Origin of the sequence: Dactylosporangium aurantiacum, assembly GCF_000716715.1 — a bacterium.
Taxonomy (GTDB): Bacteria; Actinomycetota; Actinomycetes; order Mycobacteriales; family Micromonosporaceae; genus Dactylosporangium; species Dactylosporangium aurantiacum.
This window is the reverse complement of sequence record NZ_JNYJ01000009.1, coordinates 236263-254370: the sequence shown is the minus strand read 5'-3', so window position 1 is coordinate 254370 and position 18108 is coordinate 236263. Positions and strand designations below refer to the sequence as shown.

Genomic DNA, 18108 nt, shown 5'->3' with positions numbered 1-18108 from the left:
TCGCGGCGCGTTCCAGGCCGAAACCGGGCGAGTAGAGCACGACCGGGCGGCGGCCGCCGGCGGTGCCGGGCAGCGCCAGTGCCGTCACCGCCGCCGCCAGCAGGACGAGGAGGCGTCTCATATGGACAGTCTTCGTGGCCCGCGGGCCGCGCCGTAGTGCCGTGGCGCACCGGTTGCGGTGCACCGTCGCACCGCCGGCCGGTGACATATGTCAGACGTCATCGAGCGCGACGGCGCCGGCGGAACACCCGGTTCGCTCCCGAGCCGCACCCGTGCCCGGGGCCGATCGGCTCAGGTCGCCACCGGCCGCACCGATCAACGGACCATGTCGGTGAACGCGCTGGAAGAGCACGAGGGCGACTACCGTGCGCGCCAGATCAGGCTCGGCACGTGGATCGCCGTCGGGGTGATCGTCATCGGCGCGGTCCGGGTGCACCTGGACTGGCAGGGCGGGCCGCTGCTGGTCGCCGGCATCGGGGTGATCGCGGTGGCGCAGGGCGCGATGGCGCTGCTGCCGTGGCGCCGGCTGGTGTTCGAGCCGTGGCTGCAGCCGGTGCTGACCGTCTGGTGGGCGGCGAACCTGGCGGTGCTGCTGGCGTTCACCGCGTACGACGTCGCCGCCCTGGCCATCTACCCCGCCGGGGTGACGCTGATCCTCGCCTCAACGGCGGCGCTCGCCTCGGAGCGGGCCGTCATCGGCATCGGCCTGGCGTCGCTGGCCGGGTACGTGTCGCTGGTCCTCACCCGGGACCGCCCGGTGGCGGGCACCCTCGCCGCGCTGACGCTGGCGCTGATGGCCGGCGTGATGTGGTTCTGCGCGCGGACCGCCAGCAACCGCCGCCGGCTGGACACCGCGCGGCTCAGCGCGGAACGGCGCATCGAGGCGCTGCTGGAGACGTCCTCCGACGCCGTGATCGCCGTGCACCCCACCAGCGGGGTCACCTACTCCAGCCCGTCGGTGCGCACGGTGCTCGGGTATGAGCAGGCGTTCGTCACCGGCGACCTGCTGACGGACATCACCCACCCGGACTTCCTGCCCACGGTCATGGAGTGGTGGTTGAGCGTCGCCAACGGCGTGCCCGGCTTCTCGGCGCGGGTCGAGTCACGCATCCGGCGCGCCGACGGCACCTGGATCCACGCCGACGTGATCGGCACCAACCGGCTCGACGACCCGTCGCTGCAGGCGGCCGTCATCAGCATCAGGGACATCACCGAACGCAAGGAGCTCGAGGACGAGCTGACCCGGCAGGCGTTCGCGGACTCGCTGACGGGGATGCCGAACCGGGCGCTGTTCCGCGACCGGCTCGAGCATGCGATCGCCCGCAACCGCCGCGGCGGCGGGCGGATCACCCTGTTGCTGGTCGACCTCGACGACTTCAAGCTGGTCAACGACAGTCTCGGGCACACCGCCGGCGACCAGCTCATCGCGACCACCGCGCTGCGGCTGCACCAGCAGCTGCGGGCCGCGGACACCCTGGCCCGGCTCGGCGGCGACGAGTTCGCGATCCTGGTGGAGGACGTCACCGAGGTCGAGGCGATGGACCTCGGCGACCGGCTGCTGGCCGCGATCCGCCGCCCGCTGCGCCTGGGCAACCGCGAGGTGGTGTGCACGGCGAGCATCGGCGTGGCGACCGCGAAGGCCGGCGACGGCGACGACGGCCCGGACCCCGGTGAGCTGCTGCGCAATGCGGACCTGGCGATGTACGCGGCGAAGGCCGCCGGGCGGGACCGGTACGCGCTGTTCGACCCGGCGATGTACGCCGACATCCTGCGCGAGGCCGACGAGCGCGCGGAGCTGGAGCGGGCCCTCGCCGCGGAGGAGTTCGTCGTGTACTACCAGCCGATCGTGGACCTGCCGACCAGCCGGCTCATCGGCGTGGAGGCGCTGGTGCGCTGGGAGCACCCGCTGCGCGGGCTGGTCGGGCCGAACGCGTTCATCCCCCTGGCGGAGTCGACGGGGCTGATCGTGCCGCTGGGCCGGTGGGTGCTGCGGCAGGCGTGCCGGCAGCTGGCGCAGTGGTGCGCCGACTACCCCGACACCGAGCGGATCCGCATGAACGTGAACCTGTCGGCGCGGCAGTTCCAGCACGAGGGCCTGGTCGAGGAGGTCGGGCAGATCCTCGCCGAGACCGGCGTCAACCCGCACCAGGTGGTCCTGGAGATCACCGAGTCGCTGCTGATGCAGGACACCGACTCGACGATCGAGACCCTCGGCCGGCTCAAGCAGCTGGGGGTCCGCCTCGCCATCGACGACTTCGGCACCGGGTACTCGTCGCTGTCGTACCTCAAGCGGTTCCCGGTCGACATCCTGAAGATCGACCGGTCGTTCGTCGACGGCATCGACACCGAGCACGGCGACGCGACCCTCGCCGAGGCCGTGGTGCAGCTCGGCCGGGCCCTGCAGCTGCAGACCGTCGCGGAGGGTATCGAGACCCAGGAGCAGTGGTCGACGCTGCAGGACCTCGGCTGCGAGTTCGGGCAGGGGTACCTGTTCGCGAAGCCGGGCGCCGCCGAGACGATCGCGTCGATCCTCGGCGGCGCCAAGCCTTCCTGACCGCGCCGGGTCCTACGCCGGGATGCTGTACGGGTCGCCGTACACCTTCCAGCTCAGCGGCGGGTTGAGGTCGAAGTTGCGGTTGTTGAGGAACACCCGCTGGGCCGTGTCGACCCGGCTGGTGTCGCTGTGCGCCTCCTCGGTCTTCATCGCCGCGACCCGCGCGTCGAGGAAGGCGTTGAGGTAGGTGAACTCGTCGCCGCCCTGGGCGGGGGTGCGGGCCTTCGCCATCGCCGCGCGGCGGATCCCGCCGAAGCTGACCCCGTCGTTGCCGGGGCCGTGCATGACGATCGCGTCGTAGTAGATGAACTGGCCGAGCGCCCGCAGCCCGTCGGCCTTCGCCTGCTGCACGGACGGGTTGAAGTAGACCCGGTCGCGTTCGTCGTTCTGCGCGGTCTGGAACGCCGTGTCCGCGGCCGCGGTCTTCCAGTCGCGGGTGAAGTTCGGGTCGAGCCCGGCGTGCGAGTCGCTGCCGTCGACGAGCCGCAGCGCCGGCAGGTACTTGGCCAGCACGTTGCCCGGGACCCGCTGGGTGTACAGCTCGACGAGGTCGAGCATGTCGCCGGTGCCGGAGCAGAAGCCGATGATGCCGGCGGTGTAGCCGCGGCCGTCACCGATGTCCTCGATGTACTTGTACTGCGCCTTCCAGTCCAGCGACGAGTTCTCCGCGCTGGACACCAGCTGCATGGCGATGTCCTTCTTGCGCGGGTCGGTGAGGTCCTTGCCGGCGCTGGGGCTGCTGCTCGGGGTCCTGGACGGCGACGGGCTGGTCGAGGGGGTCCGCGACGGCGTCGGGCTCGTCGACGCGGTCGGCGAGCCGCTCGGGGTGGTGCCGGGCGTGCTGCCGTACACCTTGAGCTCCCACAGCGAGTAGCCGTAGGACGTGCCGCGGGCGGTGCCCAGGACCCGGACGTAGCGTCCGGTGCCGTTGAGGCCGGTGAGGTCGTCCGTGGCGCCGTTGCCGGTGGTCGTGCTGTAGATGGTGGTCCAGGCGGAGCCGTCCGCCGAGGTCTGGATCTGGTACGACCGGGCGTACGCGGCCTCCCAGTTGAGGTTGACGTGCGTGATGGTCCTGGTGCCGCCGAGGTCGACGCGGATCCACTGCGGGTCGACGCCCTCGGCGCTGGCCCAGCGGGTGCCGGTGTTGCCGTCCACGGCGTTGCCCGGGCCGAGCGAGGACAGCTCGTCGGACGACGACATCGCCGGCCGGCCCTGCGAGAGCAGGCTTTCCGTGGCCGCGTTCGCGCCGTAGGTGGTGGCGGCGACGGTCACGCCGCCGACGAGCAGTGCCGCGGCACCGATGCCGACCAGCCTGCCGGGAATCTTCACGAGCGCCTCCGAGATAGATAGGTAAGTTACCTGTCAGATACTGCGATTTGGATACGTCGATGTCAAGGCGCCTAAGCAAGACTTCAGGAGCCGTTACGTTGGCGGACGTGTAACTTGTAGGTTACGCTTCCGGGCGTGGAGGACGGCGTGGACGCGGTGGCCGAGGCCATCGCCGACCCGGCCCGCCGGGCGATCCTGGAGCTGCTGCGGGCCGGTCCTCAGGCGGCCGGGGACATCGCGGCGGTGGTCGGTGACCGGTTCCGCATCAGCCGGCCCGCGGTCAGCCGCCACCTGCGGGTGCTGCGCGAGTGCGGCCTGGTCCGCGACACCCTCGACGGCCGGCACCGCCGCTACCACCTGGACGCCACCGGGCTCGGCGAGCTGTCCGGGTGGCTCGCCCGGTTCACCACACCCCCGATCTGGCAGCAGCGGATGGACGCCCTGGAGACCGAGGTCTACCGGGCCCGCCGCGACCGCCGGACCGCACCTATCGAGCAGGAGGAACGCAGCGCATGACGCCTACACCGAGTGGACGCTGGACGCCCGACGCGACGGGTGGCGACCTGGTCATCCTTCGTACGTTCCGGGCGCCGATCGAGGACGTGTGGGCCAGCGTCACCGAGTCCGAGCGGACCGCCCGCTGGTTCGGCCCGTGGAAGGGTGACGGCCGGCCCGGCGGCACCATCGAGTACCAGATGGTGCAGGAGGAGGGCGCGCCCTGGTCGGAAGCGGTGATCGAGGCGTGCGAGGCGCCCCACCGGTTGGCGCTCACCAGCGAGATGGCGCACCTGGAGCTGCTGCTGTCCCCGGTGGCCGGCGGCACCGAGCTGCGCCTGGTGCACCGGCTGAGCGGCCCGGAGGGCGTCGCCGACTACGGCCCCGGCTGGGAGTTCTACCTCGACGCCCTCGTCGCCTCCCGCGACGGCAGCCCCATGCCGCGGTTCGAGGACTACGACCCGTCCATGCGCCCGTACTTCACGGCACTGACGACGCCGCAGGGATGACGGTGCCGCCCGGGCGCATGAGGCGTGCCCAGGGCAGCTGTCGAGGCGCCGGCTGCGCTACGCCCGGACGACCGTCAGGTCGTCGACGTGGATCGCGGCGCTGTTCGCGGTGAACCCGAGCCGTCCCGACGCGCTCAGCTTGTCCGTCGAGTCGGTGTAGGAGACCATCGTGTCGCCGTCGACGTCGACCGTGTACCGCCCGTCCTCGACGGTGACCTCGAGGTCGTACCAGGTGTCGGGCTTGACCGAGAGGCTCTTGGTCTTGACCGACCCGCCACCGTCGGCGGCGCCCTTGCTGTCGAGCTTGCCGTCGCCGAGGGCGACCTTGCCGTCGATGGCGTAGAGGTACACCCGCACGTACCGCCGCCCGGACGCGTGCAGCATCAGCTCCGCGACGCCCTTGCCGGTCATCAGGACCCGGCAGCTGACGGTGACGTCGTCGGGCAGGTCCTTGGCGAGCATGACGGTCTGCCAGCCGCTCGTGGAGCCGTAGCTGCCGACGAGCTCGCCGCCGGTCACCTTCCAGTCGCCCGTCACCACGTCCCAGCTGGACGCCAGGCTGCCGCCGTTGAAGTCGTCGGTGTGCAGCGGCCCGTCGGTGGCCTGCCCCGGTGAGGGGGTGCCGGTCGCCGACCGGGTGCCGGCGCCGCCGAGCCCCGCGCTGCCGGGGTCGCCGCCGCCGTCGCCGTCCGACCACAGGTTCCAGGGCCGCAGCGCGATCACGAGCACGACGGCGAGCACGGCGCCCGCGGCGAGCACGACGCGCGCGGTGGCGCCGGTCCGCCGCCCACCAGCGTCGCCGGGCAGCGGAAACTGGCCGGTGGGCGACGCCGGCCGGCTGGCCGGTGGCGGCACCGGCGGGCTGACCGGGACACCGGACACCGGCGCGGCAGACGCGGGCGCGGTGGGCGGGCCGGCGAACGGCGCCCGCGGACCCGGGAACGGCGCTGTCGGCGGACCGGCGAACGGCGCGGCGGGCGGCGCGACCGGAGGACCGGGCGGCGGCGCGGCGGGCCGCCCTGAACCCGGCGGGGTGACCGCCGCCGCCGGGGCCGGTGCGCTGACCGGCACCGCCGGCGGGACCGTGACCGGTGGACCGGCCGGAGGCGCCTGACGTGGCACCGCCGGCACCTGGGGCATCGTGGACGGTGACGGCACCTGCGGCATCGTGGGCGTGGGCGGCGGCGTGGGCGCTGGCGGCATCATCGACGCGGTGGACGTCGCCGGTGCCGGCGGGTGCGGGTCGCCTGCCTGGCCGGGCGCGCTCGCGGCGGTGGCGTGCAAAGCGCCCTCGGCGACGACGAGCTCGGGATGGTCGAGGACCGTCGGCGCGATGTGCAGCGTACGGTGCAGCAGCGTCGCGGCCAGCGGCATGCGGGACGAGCCGCCGACCAGGTACACCCCGCCGATCTGCTCCGGCGGGACCGCCGCGTCCTGCAGCGCGGACAGGGTCAGCGCCGCGGTGCGGTCCAGGTGCGGCCGGGCGAGCTTGTCCAGCTCCTCCCGGGTGAGCCGGACCTGGGCGTCGGCGAGGGGCACGTGCAGGTCGGCGGCGGCGTGCCGGGACAGGTGCTCCTTCGCGGCCTTCGCGTTGCGCCACAGCAGCTGCCGGGACCGCTGGTCGGCCGGGGTCTGCGGCCAGTCGAGCCGGCGCCACACGTCGCCGCTGCCGGCGGTCAGGCCGCGCGCGTGGGCGATGACGGCGGCGTCGAGGTCCAGCCCGCCGACGTCGTCGAGGCCGGCCGTGGCCAGGGTCTCGAAACCGGCGGCGTGCGGCCGCAGGACGGTGACGTCGAAGGTGCCGGCGCCCAGGTCGTACACGACGAGACACCGGCCGGGCGGTATCCGCTGCGGGACCGTCGCCGCGAAGTGCGCCGCGGCCGCCACGGGCTCCGGCACGAACCGGACGGTGCCCAGCCCGGCCCGGCGGGCCGCCTCGGCCAGGACGCCCAGCCGCACCGACGCCCACGTCGCGGGGTGGGTGAGGACGACGTCGTCGGGCGCGCGGCCGGCGACCCGGTGCGCCTCCGCCGCGACCCGGCCGAGCAGCGCGGCGAGCAGGTCCGGCACGGCGACCTCCCGCTCGCCCAGCCAGACGGTGCCGTCGTCGACGCGGCGCTTCGGGTTGGGCTCCAGGCCCGCGGGGTCGCCGGCCGCGGCCCGCTCCGCGTCCTGGCCGACGAGCAGCGTGCCGCCCGCCCCGGCGTGCACGGCCGACGGCAGCAGCGGCGACGCGTCGAACAGCAGCACCCGCACCCGACCCGACGGCTCCATCAGCGCGGCGACCGTGCTGGACGTGCCGACGTCGATGCCCAGCCGGAGCCGTCCCTCGTCCACCGCTCCACGGTAGGAACTCCCGCCCGGCGCCGGCATGGGCGACACGGCCGGTGTTGCCGGCCCGACCGGGCAGCGGCGGCCGGTCGCACGGGGTCGTTGCCGGCGGCGGTTACCTTGGCGCCCATGATCGACCGTCCCGACCAGGTGCCGTTCACGTGGCGGCGGGCCCCGCTGTCGCTGCTGCTGCTCGCCCTCATGCTGCTGTGGCTCGCCAGTCCGATCCTGTCGCTGCACGCGGGTGTGCAGCTCGGGCCGGAGTCCGACCAGGACCCGACGCCGGAGCAGTCGCGGGCGCTGCGCATCGTGCACTGGACGACGGTCAGCTACGGGCTCATCGCCCCGATGGTCGTGCTCACCGTCGCATGGTGGACCAGGCGGCGGGCGGTACTGGTGCTGGCGCTGGTCGCGATCGGGCTCGCCGCGCTCGGGCTCGGCGTTGTCGCGTTGCTGACGACGGACTGACCGGCGAGCCCCCGCCACGCACCGACGGCCACCGTCGCGAACACATTGTGCGCCTCCGGCGAACAACAGGTGTGATGCAACTGTGGACGACTGGAGGAGGGCGGACGTGGTCGTGGTGACACAGCCCGGCACCGCCCGGGGACCCGACGCCGACGCCGACCTCGTCGAGCAGGCGAAGCGGACACCCGAGCGGTTCACCGCCGTGTTCGACCGGCACTACCGGCAGATCTACGCGTACGCGGCCCGCCGCCTCGGCCCCGACCTGGCCGAGGACGTCGCGTCGGAGACGTTCCTCATCGCGTTCGACCGGCGCGGCAGCTACGACAGCGCCCGCGCCGAGGTGCGGCCGTGGCTGTACGGCATCGCGTCGAACCTCATCGCCCGCCACGCGCGGGCCGAGACCCGCCGGTACAAGGCCCTGGCCAGGGCGTTCGGCGCGGAGGGCGAGGGCGGGGACGACCACGCCGAGGACGTGGCGGTGCGCCTGGACGCGATGGCCGTGCGCGGCCGGCTCGCCGAGGCGTTGCGGCGGCTGCCCGAGCCCGTCCGGGCGGTGCTGCTGCTCGTGGCGTGGGCGGGGCTCAACCAGCAGGAGGCCGCGGCGGCGCTGGACATTCCCGCCGGCACGGCGAGGTCCCGGTTGCACCGGGCGCGGCAGGAGATGCGGCAGGCGCTCGGCGCCGAGATCGAGGTGAGCGAGTGATGGACGTGGACGAGATCGACGTGTTGCGCACGGCGTTCGGCGCCGGCGAGCTGCCCAGCGAGGCGGCGGAGCAGCGGGCCCGGGCGGCCCTGCACCAGCGGATGTCATCGAAGGAGCAGCGCGTGACCAGCAGGCCGATCTACCGCCGGCGCCAGTTCGCCCTCACCGCTGGGATCGCCGTCGCGGCGGCCGCCGCCGTGGTCGCCGGAGTCGCCGTCGTGGCGACCCGCGGCGAGGACCGGCCGCCGGCACCGAAGGCGGAGTCCCTGCCGAGCGCGCCGGGGAAGGGCGTGCTGCCGTACCTGCGCCCGGCCAGCGCCGCGGAGTATCTGGAGAACGCCGCCTGGACGGCCGAGCGCCGCCCGTGGAAGGACCCGCGGCCCGAGCAGTTCATGTACATCGAGACGCTGCAACTGCGCAACAAGCCGGCCTACGAGCGGGAGCACCCGAACGAGGCGATCCGGCCGGACCGCAGCGAGAACCGCAAGGTCCAGGAGTGGTGGAGCGTCGACGGCAAGACCCGGGCGAGCTACGAGAACGGCAAGCTCGTGGTGCACAAGGTGGGGCAGGGCGAATACTGGACCCGCGTCGAGTGGTCGACGATCACGGCGATGACCAGCCCGGAGAAGGTTCCGGACGCGGTGCGGGGGCCCGGCTCGCTCGGCGTCGACCTGGACGCGTTCGTCGGCCAGTACGTGGTGCCGCCGAACGTGCAGGCGGCGATCTTCCGGCACCTGGCGCAGTCGCCGGGGATGACGCTCAACCCGGACGCGGTGAACATCGACGGCCGGCCGGCGGTCGGGCTCGGCCGGATCCTCGAGGGCTACCTGTCGCAGGAGCTGCTGTTCGACAAGGAGACCTACCAGTTCATCGGTGAACGGCTCGTCGCGATCAAGGACCACGTGACGCACGGCGACGACGGTGACCTGGTCAGCCACCGTGGCGACGTCTACCGGCAGGCCATCTACGCGAAGCTGATCATCGTCGACAAGCCCGGCGACACGCAGTAGCGGCCCGCGGTGCCGCGCCCGTCACCGGGCGCGGCACCGCGGCCGGTCAGCTCAGCGTCCAGGTCACCGTGTCGGTGACCTGGCTGCCGTTGATCGTCGCCGTCACCTGCACCGTGTTGGCGCCCGGGCGCAGCGTCACGCCGGTCCACTTGAAGATGTGGTCGGTGCTCGTCCGGGCGCCGAGCGAGGCGCCGTTAAGGGTGGCGGTGACGGTGCCGGCGTTGGAGTACACCTTCAGCTCGGTCGCCGCCGTCGTGCGCTGGGTCCACCGCCGGCTGGTGATGTACAGCGTCGGGGTGGTCGCCCAGGACGCCTTGTAGAAGTAGAAGGCGTCCTTGCGGGTCAGCCGGTCCCGGGTGACCAGGCCCTTGTCGTTGATGCCCGGCTGGCTGCCCTCGTTGCGGGCGTCGGCGGCGAAGTCGAACATGTTCCACACGTAGGTGCCCCAGACGTACGGCCGGGCGTCGAGCTGTTTCCAGGACGCCTCGTGCAGCAGCGCCTGGTACTCCTCCGGGTGGTACTGGCCGCCGGGACTGGGCGCGCCCGGGTTCAGGGCGTGCTGGGTGGTGTTGGCGCCGGCGCCGTACTCGGACAGGGCGATGCGCCGCGACGGGTTCGCCGCGTGCAGGTTGTCGAGATTGCCGCCGAGGTCGTTGTACGAGCCGTTGTACCAGCCGAAGTACTTGTTGTAGCCGCTGGCCTCGGCGTGGTTGTTGACCGCGCCGGTGTCGCTGACGCAGCAGCTGGCGTAGACGGAGACGCGGTCCGGGTCCTCGGTGTCGACGAGGCCGGCGAGCTGGTCCAGCAGCGCGTTGGTGGCGGCGTTGTCGACGCGCTGCTCGTTGCCGATGCCCCAGAACACGATCGACGGGTGGTTGTAGTTCTGCCGGATCAGCTCGGTGAGCTGCTGGCGGGCGTTGGCGGTGAACGCCGCGGAGTCGGTCGTGTCGTTCACCAGCGGGATCTCCGCCCAGACGACCAGGCCGCGCTCGTCGGCGAGGTTGTAGTCCTTCTGGTCGTGCTGGTAGTGCGCCATCCGTACGGTGCTCGCCCCGATCTCCCGGATCAGGTCGAAGTCCTGGGTGTGCTGGGTGTCGTCGACGGCCCAGCCGACCCCGGCGCGGTCCTGGTGCAGGTTGACGCCGTGCAGGTCGTACGGGCGCCCGTTGAGGGTGAAGCCGCTGTTGGCGTCCACGCCGAAGGTGCGCAGGCCGAGGGGTTCGGTGACCACGTCGGTGACCTGGCCGCCGGAGCTGATCTCGACGTTCGCCTTGTACAGGTACGGGTCGGCGAGCCCGTCCCAGCGGTGCGGGTTGGCGATGGTGACGCTCTGCACGACGTCGACGCCGGCGTTCGCGGCCACCGTGCGGGCGGGCAGCGACGCGTCGGCGACGACGGTGCCGGTGGCGTCGGTGATGACCGTCCGCACCACGACGGAGCGGCTGGAGGTGTTGTTGTTGAACAGTTTCGTGGTCACGTCGACGGTCGCCGAGGCGGCGGTGACGGACCGCTGCCGCAGGTAGACGCCGGGCCCGGCGGAGTCCAGCATCCGCACCGCGAGCGGGTCGACGACCTGCAGGCTGACGTTGCGGTAGATGCCGCCGTAGAACGTGTAGTCGGCCGACAGCGGCGGGATGTCGGCGTTGTTGGCGTTGGTCACCTTGACCGCGATGACGTTGTCCTGCCCGACCTTGAGCGCCGACGTGGCGCCGAAACGGAAGCGGGAGTAGCCGCCGGCGTGCCGGCCGAGGTAGGTGCCGTTGACCCACACCTCGGCGACCTGGTTGACGCCGGCGAACTGCAGGAACAGCATCTTGCCGGCGAAGGACGCCGGGACCGTGTAGTGGCGGCGGTACCAGCCGACGCCGCGGTAGTAGTTGTTGCCGCCGTCGGCGCCGTCGGCGGCGTTCCAGGTGTGCGGGACGGACAGCTGCTGCCAGCCGCCGTCGTTGAACGCGGGGGCCTCGGCGCCGGCGACGTCACCCTTCGTGAAGCGCCAGCCGCTGTTGAGGTCGACCCGCTGCCGTAGCGCGGGTGGGGTGTACGTGGCTGCGGACGCGCCGGGCGCCGCGACCACGTTGGCCGCCACGACCATGACGGCCGCGACGAGCCAGGCGAGTGTTCTGGGCATTGTCACTCCCTTTCGGGACGTATGGCGGTACGCGCCGCCCGGCTTGGGCGGCGGTGAGGTGCCGTGTTCATCTGTCGTGCAGCAGGCGTGCGGTGTGTGCGAGGAGCATGTCGCGCCAGGCGGGGTAGGGTACCGGGGGCAGCAGCTCCAGCAGCGGGTCGACGAGTGACGCGGGGGTGCTGTAACCGGCGGTGGCGGCGGCGAGCGTGCCGGCGATGGGATCGTCGAGGGGTTGGCGGGTGGCGACGTACACCATCCACGCGGCGACGGCGAGGGCCGTCCACTGTGGAGTGGCGCCGGCGGCGAGCCGGTCGCGGGCGGTGCCGAGCAGGCGGATCGGCAGTTTCAGCGAGCCGTCGGCGGCGACCTGCGCGGTGCGGTGACCGAGCGCCGGGTCGGCGAAGCGGCGCAGGATCGTGTCCTGGTAGCCGCCGAGGTCGAAGCCGGGCGGCAGGGTGAGGGTCGGCACGGCGTCCTCGGTCATGAACCGGTACGCCGTCTCGGCGAGCGCGGGGTCGGTCATCGCGGCCGCGATCGTGTCGTGCCCGGCTAGGGCCCCGGTGTAGGCCAGCAGCGAGTGTGTCGCGTTGAGCAGCCGCAGCTTCGCGGCCTCGTACGGCGCGACGTCCGCGGTGAACGTCGCGGCCCAGTCGGGCCGGCCGGCGGCGAACGCGTCCTCGATCACCCACTGGGTGAAAGGCTCGGCGACGACGGCGCCCTCGTCGGCGACCCCGAGCGCGGAGGCCGCCGCGGCCAGGTCCGCGGGCGTGGTCGCCGGCACGATCCGGTCCACGACGCACGACGGGAACGCCACCGACGTGGTGATCCAGTCGAGCAGCCGCTCGCCGTCGGGCAGGGCGGCGCAGCGGTCCGCGACAAGGCCGCGCAGGGTGGCGCCGTTGGCGGGGAGGTTGTCGCACGACAGGACGCTGACCGGCCCGGCGTCCGCGCGGCGGCGCGCGTCCAGGCCGGCGACGAGCCGGCCGACGGTGGGCGCGTCGGGCCGGTAGCCCTTCTCGGTGACGGTGAGCGTGACCAGCCGCACGCGCGGGTCGGCGATCCGCGCCGCCGGACCGCCGTCCTCCTCCGGCCCGCGGATCTCGCGCAGCGCGCCGACGACGTGCGGCGGCCCTGCGCCGGCGCCGCGTTCCAGCACCGTGTACAACCCGTCCTGCGGGGCGAGCCGGTCCCGCACGGCGGCGGAGCGCTGCGTGTAGCCGCTGATGCCCCAGGTCGGGTCCGCGGCGAGCACGGCGTCGGTATACACCGCCTGGTGCGCCCGGTGGAACGCGCCGACCCCGAGGTGCACGATGCCGACGGTGATGCCCGCGGGATCGTAGGCGGGGATGCGCACGCCACGGAGGGTGGGCAGCACCGCGCGGGAGAGTCGGGTCACCAACTGTGCATCGTCCCGTCCTCGAGGCGGTTCACCGGCAGCGACGCCGGCCGGTACGGGTACTGCGCGGCGAGCTCCTCGTCGATGTCGACGCCGAGCCCCGGTGTCTCGGACGGGTGCAGGTAACCGCCGTCGAAGTGGTACCCGTGCGGGAAGACCGCGTCGGTGGCCTCGGTGTGCCGCATGTACTCCTGCAGCCCGAAGTTGGGGATGGCCACGTCGACGTGCAGCGCGGCGGCCATGCACACCGGGGACAGGTCGGTCGCGCCGTGCGAGCCGGACCGCACGTGGTGCAGGGCGGCGAGGTCGAAGATGCGCCGCAGGTGGGTGATGCCGCCGGCGTGCACGACGGTGGCCCGGATGTAGTCGATGAGCTGCTCGCGGATGAGCTGCTCGCAGTCCCAGACGGTGTTGAACACCTCGCCGACGGCGATGGGGGTGGTGGTGTGCTGGCGGATGAGGCGGAAGCCCTCCTGCAGCTCGGCCGGGACGGGGTCCTCGATCCAGGTGAGCGCGTACGGTTCGAGGGCCTTGCCGAGCCGGGCGGCCTCGATCGGGGTGAGCCGGTGGTGCACGTCGTGCAGCAGCTTCAGAGTGGGCCCGAACTCGTCGCGGACGCGGGCGAACACCGACGGCACGTGGTGCAGGTAGCGTTCGGTGGACCAGACGTTCTCGGTGGGCAGGGCGGCCTCGGCGGGCTCGTAGTACATCTTGTCGCCGGAGACGCCGTAGGTGCTGGCCAGGCCGGGCACGCCGGTCTGCACCCGCACCGCGCGGTAGCCGAGGTCCACGTACCGGGCGACCTCGGCGACCGCCTCGTCCACGGTGGTGCCGTTGGCGTGGCCGTACACGGTGACGCCCTCGCGGGAGCGGCCGCCGATGAGCTTGTACACGGGCAGGCCGGCGAGCTTGCCGAGGATGTCCCACAGCGCGGTGTCCACGGCCGCGATGGCGCTCATCGTGACCGGGCCGCGCCGCCAGTAGGCGCCCTTGTACAGGTACTGCCAGGTGTCCTCGATGCGGGTCGGGTCGCGGCCGATGAGCTGCGGCACGACGTGGTCGGTGAGGTAGCTGGCGACGGCCAGCTCGCGGCCGTTGAGGGTGGCGTCGCCGACGCCGGTGACCCCCTCGTCGGTGACGATCTTCAGGGTGACGAAGTTGCGGTCCGGGCAGGTGACGATCACCCGGGCCTCGGCGATCCTCATGCGGGGTCCTCCTCCTTGACCCGGGCGACGAGCTGGGTCGGGTTGACCAGGCGCAGCGCCACCACGAGCAGCACCAGCATGGTGCCGGTGTAGATGACGGCCATGGCGTCCACCGACTGCTGCGCGCGGATTCCGGCGGCGGACATCGAGTTGTACAGCGCGACGACGAGGGTCTGCGAGTCGGGCCCGGCGGTCAGGAACGTCAGCTCGAACATGCCGACGGTGCGCACCAGCACCAGGATCGACGCGGCGAGCATGCCGGGCACCAGCAGCGGCGCGAGGATGCGCACGAAGACCTGGCGGGTGCCGGCGCCGCACATGCGGGCGGCGCGTTCGATCGCCGGGTCGATCTGCTCGATGAACGGGGTCATGGTGAGGATGACGAACGGCACCGACGGCACCAGGTTCGCCAGGACCACCCCGGTCAGGTGCCCGGCGAACCCGTACTTGTACAGCACGGTCGCCAGCGGGATGCCGTAGGTGATCGGCGGCATCAGGATCGGCAGCAGGAACAGCAGGTACAGGGCGCGCCGGCCGGGGAACGCGCGGCGGGCCAGCACGTAGGAGGCGGGCACGCCGATGAGCACGGAGATGCCGACGACGAGCGCGGACACCTCCAGGGTGGTGACGAGCACCGGCAGCAGCCCGAAGTCGCGCCACGCCTCGCCGTACCACTGGCCGGTGGCGCCCTGCGGCAGCCACGTGTCGAACCAGGTGGTGCCGAACGAGCTGACCACGACGGAGCCGACGACACCGAGGAGGTTGACGAAGAAGAACGCCACCACACCCCACACCACGAGGGCGCCTGTCTTCATCCTTTGCCTCCGGTGGATCCGGTGTACAGCAGCGACCGCCAGCCGAGGACCGCGGCGATGACGGCGAGCTCGACGAGGCCCATGACGACCGCGATCGCCGACGCCTTCGGGTAGTCGTACTGCTCGTAGCCGGCGTGCCAGGCGGCGATGGAGATGACCCTGGTCTCCCCCGCCGGGTCGCCGACGAGGACGGCGGAGGGGAACACGCTGAACGCGAGCACGAACGTCAGGCAGAACGTGGTCGCCAGGCCGGGTGCGAGCAGCGGCAGGGTGATGCGCCGGAAGCGTTGCGCCCAGCCGGCGCCGAGGGTCGCCGCGGCCTTCTCCAGGGTCGGGTCGATCCCCGACAGGTACGACAGCACCAGCAGGAACGCGAACGGGAACCCGGTGATGACGAGGGAGAAGAACACGCCCCAGTAGTTGTGGGTGAGCCGCAGCGGCTCGTCGACCAGGCCGGCGGCCATGAGGGTGCGGTTGAACCAGCCGGTGGGGCCGAGGAAGTTCAGCAGCCCCTGCGCGGTGAGCACGGTGCCGAGCGTGATCGGCACGACCAGGAGGGTGGTGAGCAGCCGCTTGCCGCGGAACCGGCCCCGCATCCGGTAGGCGATCGGCACGGAGGCACCGACGTTGAGCAGCGCCACCGGCAGCGACAGGCCGAGCGTGGTGGTGAGCGTGCCGCGCTCGTACGCGTCGCTGAAGAACGACCGGTAGGCGGCGAACGGGCCGCCCTGCTCGGGTTGGAACGACAGCCCGATGCCGTAGAAGAACGGGTAGACGAACAGGGTGGCGACGAACAGCAGCGCCGGGCCGAGCAGCAGCAGCTGCCGGTCGATGCCGCGCTCGGCGAGCCGGTGCCGCAGCGCGACCCGGCCGTGCGTGACGGCGGCCATCAGGCGTCCCCCTGGGGGAACACCAGCAGCGCGGCCGGGTCCACGCCGAGGCGGACCTGGTCGCCGGGGGCGGGCCGGTCGGCGGTGCGCAGGTGCAGCCGCTGCCCGGCGTCGGTGACGACCTCGACGGCGACCTCGCGGCCCTGGTACTCCACGACCTCGACGGTGGCGGGGAAGCCGTCCTCGGCGAGGCGCAGCGACTCCGGCCGGACCCCGGCGACCACGGCGTCACCGTCGCGCACGGCGCCGACCGCGGTGCCGGTCAACGCCAGCCCGCCGCCCTCCACCCGCACCTCGTCGCCGGTCCGCGCGGTGACCGTCATCGGCAGCAGGTTGCGGAAGCCCATGAAGTCGGCGACGTGCCGGTTCGCCGGCTGCGTGTGCAGCTGCTCCGGGGTGCCGACCTGCTGGACCCGGCCGTTGCGCAGCACGACGAGGCGGTCGGCCATGGACAGCGCCTCCTCCTGGTCGTGGGTCACGTACACGGTGGTGAGGCCGAGCGCCTGGTGCAGCCGGCGGATCTCGGTGCGCATCTCCAGCCGCAGCTTCGCGTCCAGATTGGACAGTGGCTCGTCCATGAGCACCAGCGACGGCTCCAGCACCACGGCGCGGGCGATCGCGACCCGCTGCTGCTGGCCGCCGGACAGCTGGCCGGGCAGCTTGCGGGCCTGCTCCTCCAGGTGCACCAGGGCGATCGCCTCGTCGGTGCGGCGGCGGATCTCGGCACTGGGCAGCCGGCGCATCTGCAGGCCGAAGGCGACGTTCTTCGCCACCGTCAGGTGCGGGAACAACGCGTAGTTCTGGAACACCATGCCGAAGCCGCGCTTCTCCGGCAGCAGCGTGTCCAGGCGGGTGTCGTCCTGCCAGATGCGGCCGGCGGTGAGCGGCAGCAGCCCGGCGAGGCAGTTGAGCGCGGTCGACTTGCCGCAGCCGGACGGGCCGAGCAGGGCGATGAACTCGCCCCGCTCGATCGTCAGGTCGAGGTCGACGAGGGCGTCGTGGCCGCCGAAGCGGCGGGTGACGCCCTCCAGCCGCAGCTGCTTGAAGGTCACTTCTTCACCTTCGCGCCACCGATCTCGCGGTCCCACTTGTCGAACGCGGCGACGAGGGCCTTCGCGTCCAGTGGCACCTCCAGCGGGTTACCGGCGATGAGCTGCTCGTACTCGGGCCGGCCGTAGTCGGTGATGGCCTTCTGGCTGTCGGCGGGCGCCATCGACAGCGGCACGTCCTTGACCGCCGGGCCCGGGTAGAAGTAGCCCTTGTCGTAGGCCTTGGCCTGCTGCTGCGGGGTGAGCATGTGCTGCAGGAGCAGCAGGATCGCGGCCTGCTTGTCGACCGAGACGCCCTTGGGCACGACGGCGTAGTGGGCGTCGGTGACCCAGTGGAAGCCGTTGAGGGAGCCGATCTTCGCCTCCTTCGGCACCTGGCCGAGGACGCGCGGGTTGATGTCCCAGCCGGTCGTCGTGGCGATGATCTTCGCCGAGCCGTTGGCGAGGGACTTCATCGTCTCGCTGGTGGAGGACGGGTACAGCTCCACGTACTTGTTCAGCTCGGTCAGGTACGCCCAGGTCTTCTCCCAGCCGTTGATCGGGTCCTTCGGGTCCTTGTCGCCGAGCAGGTACGGCAGCCCCATGAGGAACGTGCGGCCCGGGCCGGAGTTCGCCGGCCGGGCGTACTGCACCGCGCCGGGGTTGGCCTTGGCGTAGGCGAGCAGCTCGTCGGCGCTCTTCGGCGGGTTCGGCACCTTGGCCGGCAGGTACTCGATGAGCGGCCCGGACGGGTAGTAGGTGACGGTGACGCCGAAGTCCCCGGCGAGCTTCTGCATGGCGGCGGCGCCGGGCAGGTAGCTGTTCATGCCGGGCAGGCGCGAGGCGTACGCCGGCAGCAACTGCTGCCAGAGCCCCTGCTCGACACCGGCGGCGAGGCCGTCGACGCCGGTGAGGACCAGGTCGATGTCGACCCGGCCGGCGTTCTGCTGGGCCTTGACCTTCGGCGCCAGCTCCGGCGCGGTCGCCTTGGAGTAGGTGACCTTGCTGATCGTGTCGGCGTGCGCGGCCACGAAGTCGTCGATCATGCCCTGGGTGAGCTGCAGGTTGCCGGCGACGTCGAGGATGTTCAGCGTCACCGCCGAGGCGGGCCCCAGCGGCACGCCGCTGTTGGCGGTGGCGGCCGGGTTCGACTTGGTCGGCGCGCCGCAGCCGGCGGCGAGGGTGAGCACGAGCAGTGAGGCGAAATGTCTACGGGAGAGGGACATGGCGGTTCCCTTCTTGAC

Annotated in this window: 15 protein-coding genes; 6 read left to right on the top strand and 9 right to left on the bottom strand. The window is 72.5% G+C overall.

What is annotated here, in order from left to right:
• Positions 1-325: 325 nt before the first annotated feature.
• A complete protein-coding gene (locus tag OP18_RS13540) occupies positions 326-2554 on the top strand; it encodes a putative bifunctional diguanylate cyclase/phosphodiesterase (protein ID WP_033359156.1) in 2229 nt (742 codons plus the stop codon).
• Between the two features lie 12 nt (positions 2555-2566).
• Here OP18_RS13540 and OP18_RS13535 read toward each other — a convergent pair whose 3' ends face one another.
• Positions 2567-3883, bottom strand: coding sequence for a chitosanase (locus OP18_RS13535; protein WP_313900910.1), 1317 nt, complete (start codon positions 3881-3883; stop codon positions 2567-2569).
• Positions 3884-4018: 135 nt separating this feature from the next.
• Here OP18_RS13535 and OP18_RS13530 point away from each other — a divergent pair, with 135 nt between their 5' ends.
• Entirely contained in the window at positions 4019-4399 is a 381-nt protein-coding gene (locus OP18_RS13530) for an ArsR/SmtB family transcription factor (RefSeq protein ID WP_245635366.1), read from the top strand.
• Complete coding sequence (locus OP18_RS13525; RefSeq protein ID WP_033359155.1) at positions 4396-4887, top strand: SRPBCC family protein; 492 nt, start codon at positions 4396-4398, stop codon at positions 4885-4887. The genes OP18_RS13530 and OP18_RS13525 overlap by 4 nt, the downstream gene beginning before the upstream one ends.
• A gap of 57 nt (positions 4888-4944) precedes the next feature.
• Here OP18_RS13525 and OP18_RS61820 read toward each other — a convergent pair whose 3' ends face one another.
• Complete coding sequence (locus tag OP18_RS61820; protein WP_052386662.1) at positions 4945-7224, bottom strand: Hsp70 family protein; 2280 nt, start codon at positions 7222-7224, stop codon at positions 4945-4947.
• A gap of 123 nt (positions 7225-7347) precedes the next feature.
• Between OP18_RS61820 and OP18_RS13515 the strand changes: the two genes are divergently transcribed.
• The 3 genes from OP18_RS13515 to OP18_RS13505 all read left to right on the top strand — a co-directional run bounded on the left by OP18_RS13515 (position 7348) and on the right by OP18_RS13505 (position 9399).
• Positions 7348-7686 (top strand): hypothetical protein, encoded by a 339-nt coding sequence (locus OP18_RS13515; protein WP_033359154.1) that lies wholly within the window; start codon positions 7348-7350, stop codon positions 7684-7686.
• Positions 7687-7792: 106 nt separating this feature from the next.
• Complete coding sequence (locus OP18_RS13510; RefSeq protein ID WP_245635365.1) at positions 7793-8389, top strand: RNA polymerase sigma factor; 597 nt, start codon at positions 7793-7795, stop codon at positions 8387-8389.
• Positions 8389-9399 carry a hypothetical protein gene (locus OP18_RS13505; RefSeq protein WP_033359153.1) on the top strand — a complete coding sequence of 337 codons (1011 nt, stop codon included), beginning with the start codon at positions 8389-8391 and terminating at the stop codon, positions 9397-9399. Before OP18_RS13510 ends, OP18_RS13505 begins: the two co-directional genes overlap by 1 nt.
• 46 nt (positions 9400-9445) lie before the next feature.
• On the opposite strand, the gene OP18_RS13500 is transcribed toward OP18_RS13505, so the two are convergent.
• The 7 genes from OP18_RS13500 to OP18_RS13470 all read right to left on the bottom strand — a co-directional run bounded on the left by OP18_RS13500 (position 9446) and on the right by OP18_RS13470 (position 18090).
• Positions 9446-11530, bottom strand: a complete 2085-nt coding sequence (locus tag OP18_RS13500; RefSeq protein WP_081970709.1) for a glycoside hydrolase family 2 protein — start codon at positions 11528-11530, stop codon at positions 9446-9448.
• Between the two features lie 67 nt (positions 11531-11597).
• Positions 11598-12926 carry a mannitol dehydrogenase family protein gene (locus OP18_RS13495; protein WP_081970708.1) on the bottom strand — a complete coding sequence of 443 codons (1329 nt, stop codon included), beginning with the start codon at positions 12924-12926 and terminating at the stop codon, positions 11598-11600.
• Positions 12923-14131, bottom strand: coding sequence for a D-mannonate dehydratase ManD (manD, locus tag OP18_RS13490; protein WP_033359152.1), 1209 nt, complete (start codon positions 14129-14131; stop codon positions 12923-12925). The genes OP18_RS13495 and manD overlap by 4 nt, the downstream gene beginning before the upstream one ends.
• Positions 14128-14946, bottom strand: a complete 819-nt coding sequence (locus OP18_RS13485; protein WP_033359151.1) for an ABC transporter permease — start codon at positions 14944-14946, stop codon at positions 14128-14130. Before OP18_RS13485 ends, manD begins: the two co-directional genes overlap by 4 nt.
• Positions 14943-15836 carry an ABC transporter permease gene (locus OP18_RS13480; RefSeq protein WP_033359150.1) on the bottom strand — a complete coding sequence of 298 codons (894 nt, stop codon included), beginning with the start codon at positions 15834-15836 and terminating at the stop codon, positions 14943-14945. The genes OP18_RS13485 and OP18_RS13480 overlap by 4 nt, the downstream gene beginning before the upstream one ends.
• Positions 15836-16888 (bottom strand): ABC transporter ATP-binding protein, encoded by a 1053-nt coding sequence (locus OP18_RS13475; RefSeq protein WP_033359149.1) that lies wholly within the window; start codon positions 16886-16888, stop codon positions 15836-15838. Before OP18_RS13475 ends, OP18_RS13480 begins: the two co-directional genes overlap by 1 nt.
• Entirely contained in the window at positions 16885-18090 is a 1206-nt protein-coding gene (locus tag OP18_RS13470; protein ID WP_033359148.1) for an extracellular solute-binding protein, read from the bottom strand. Before OP18_RS13470 ends, OP18_RS13475 begins: the two co-directional genes overlap by 4 nt.
• Positions 18091-18108: the final 18 nt, after the last annotated feature.

Coding starts and splice junctions, on each gene's coding strand:
- OP18_RS13515 (WP_033359154.1), top strand. CDS start 7,348: ATGATCGACCGTCCCGACCAGGTGCCGTTCACGTGGCGGCGGGCCCCG.
- OP18_RS13470 (WP_033359148.1), bottom strand. CDS start 18,090: ATGTCCCTCTCCCGTAGACATTTCGCCTCACTGCTCGTGCTCACCCTC.
- OP18_RS13500 (WP_081970709.1), bottom strand. CDS start 11,530: ATGCCCAGAACACTCGCCTGGCTCGTCGCGGCCGTCATGGTCGTGGCG.
- OP18_RS13540 (WP_033359156.1), top strand. CDS start 326: ATGTCGGTGAACGCGCTGGAAGAGCACGAGGGCGACTACCGTGCGCGC.
- OP18_RS13505 (WP_033359153.1), top strand. CDS start 8,389: ATGGACGTGGACGAGATCGACGTGTTGCGCACGGCGTTCGGCGCCGGC.
- OP18_RS13480 (WP_033359150.1), bottom strand. CDS start 15,836: ATGGCCGCCGTCACGCACGGCCGGGTCGCGCTGCGGCACCGGCTCGCC.
- OP18_RS13485 (WP_033359151.1), bottom strand. CDS start 14,946: ATGAAGACAGGCGCCCTCGTGGTGTGGGGTGTGGTGGCGTTCTTCTTC.
- OP18_RS13525 (WP_033359155.1), top strand. CDS start 4,396: ATGACGCCTACACCGAGTGGACGCTGGACGCCCGACGCGACGGGTGGC.
- manD (WP_033359152.1), bottom strand. CDS start 14,131: ATGAGGATCGCCGAGGCCCGGGTGATCGTCACCTGCCCGGACCGCAAC.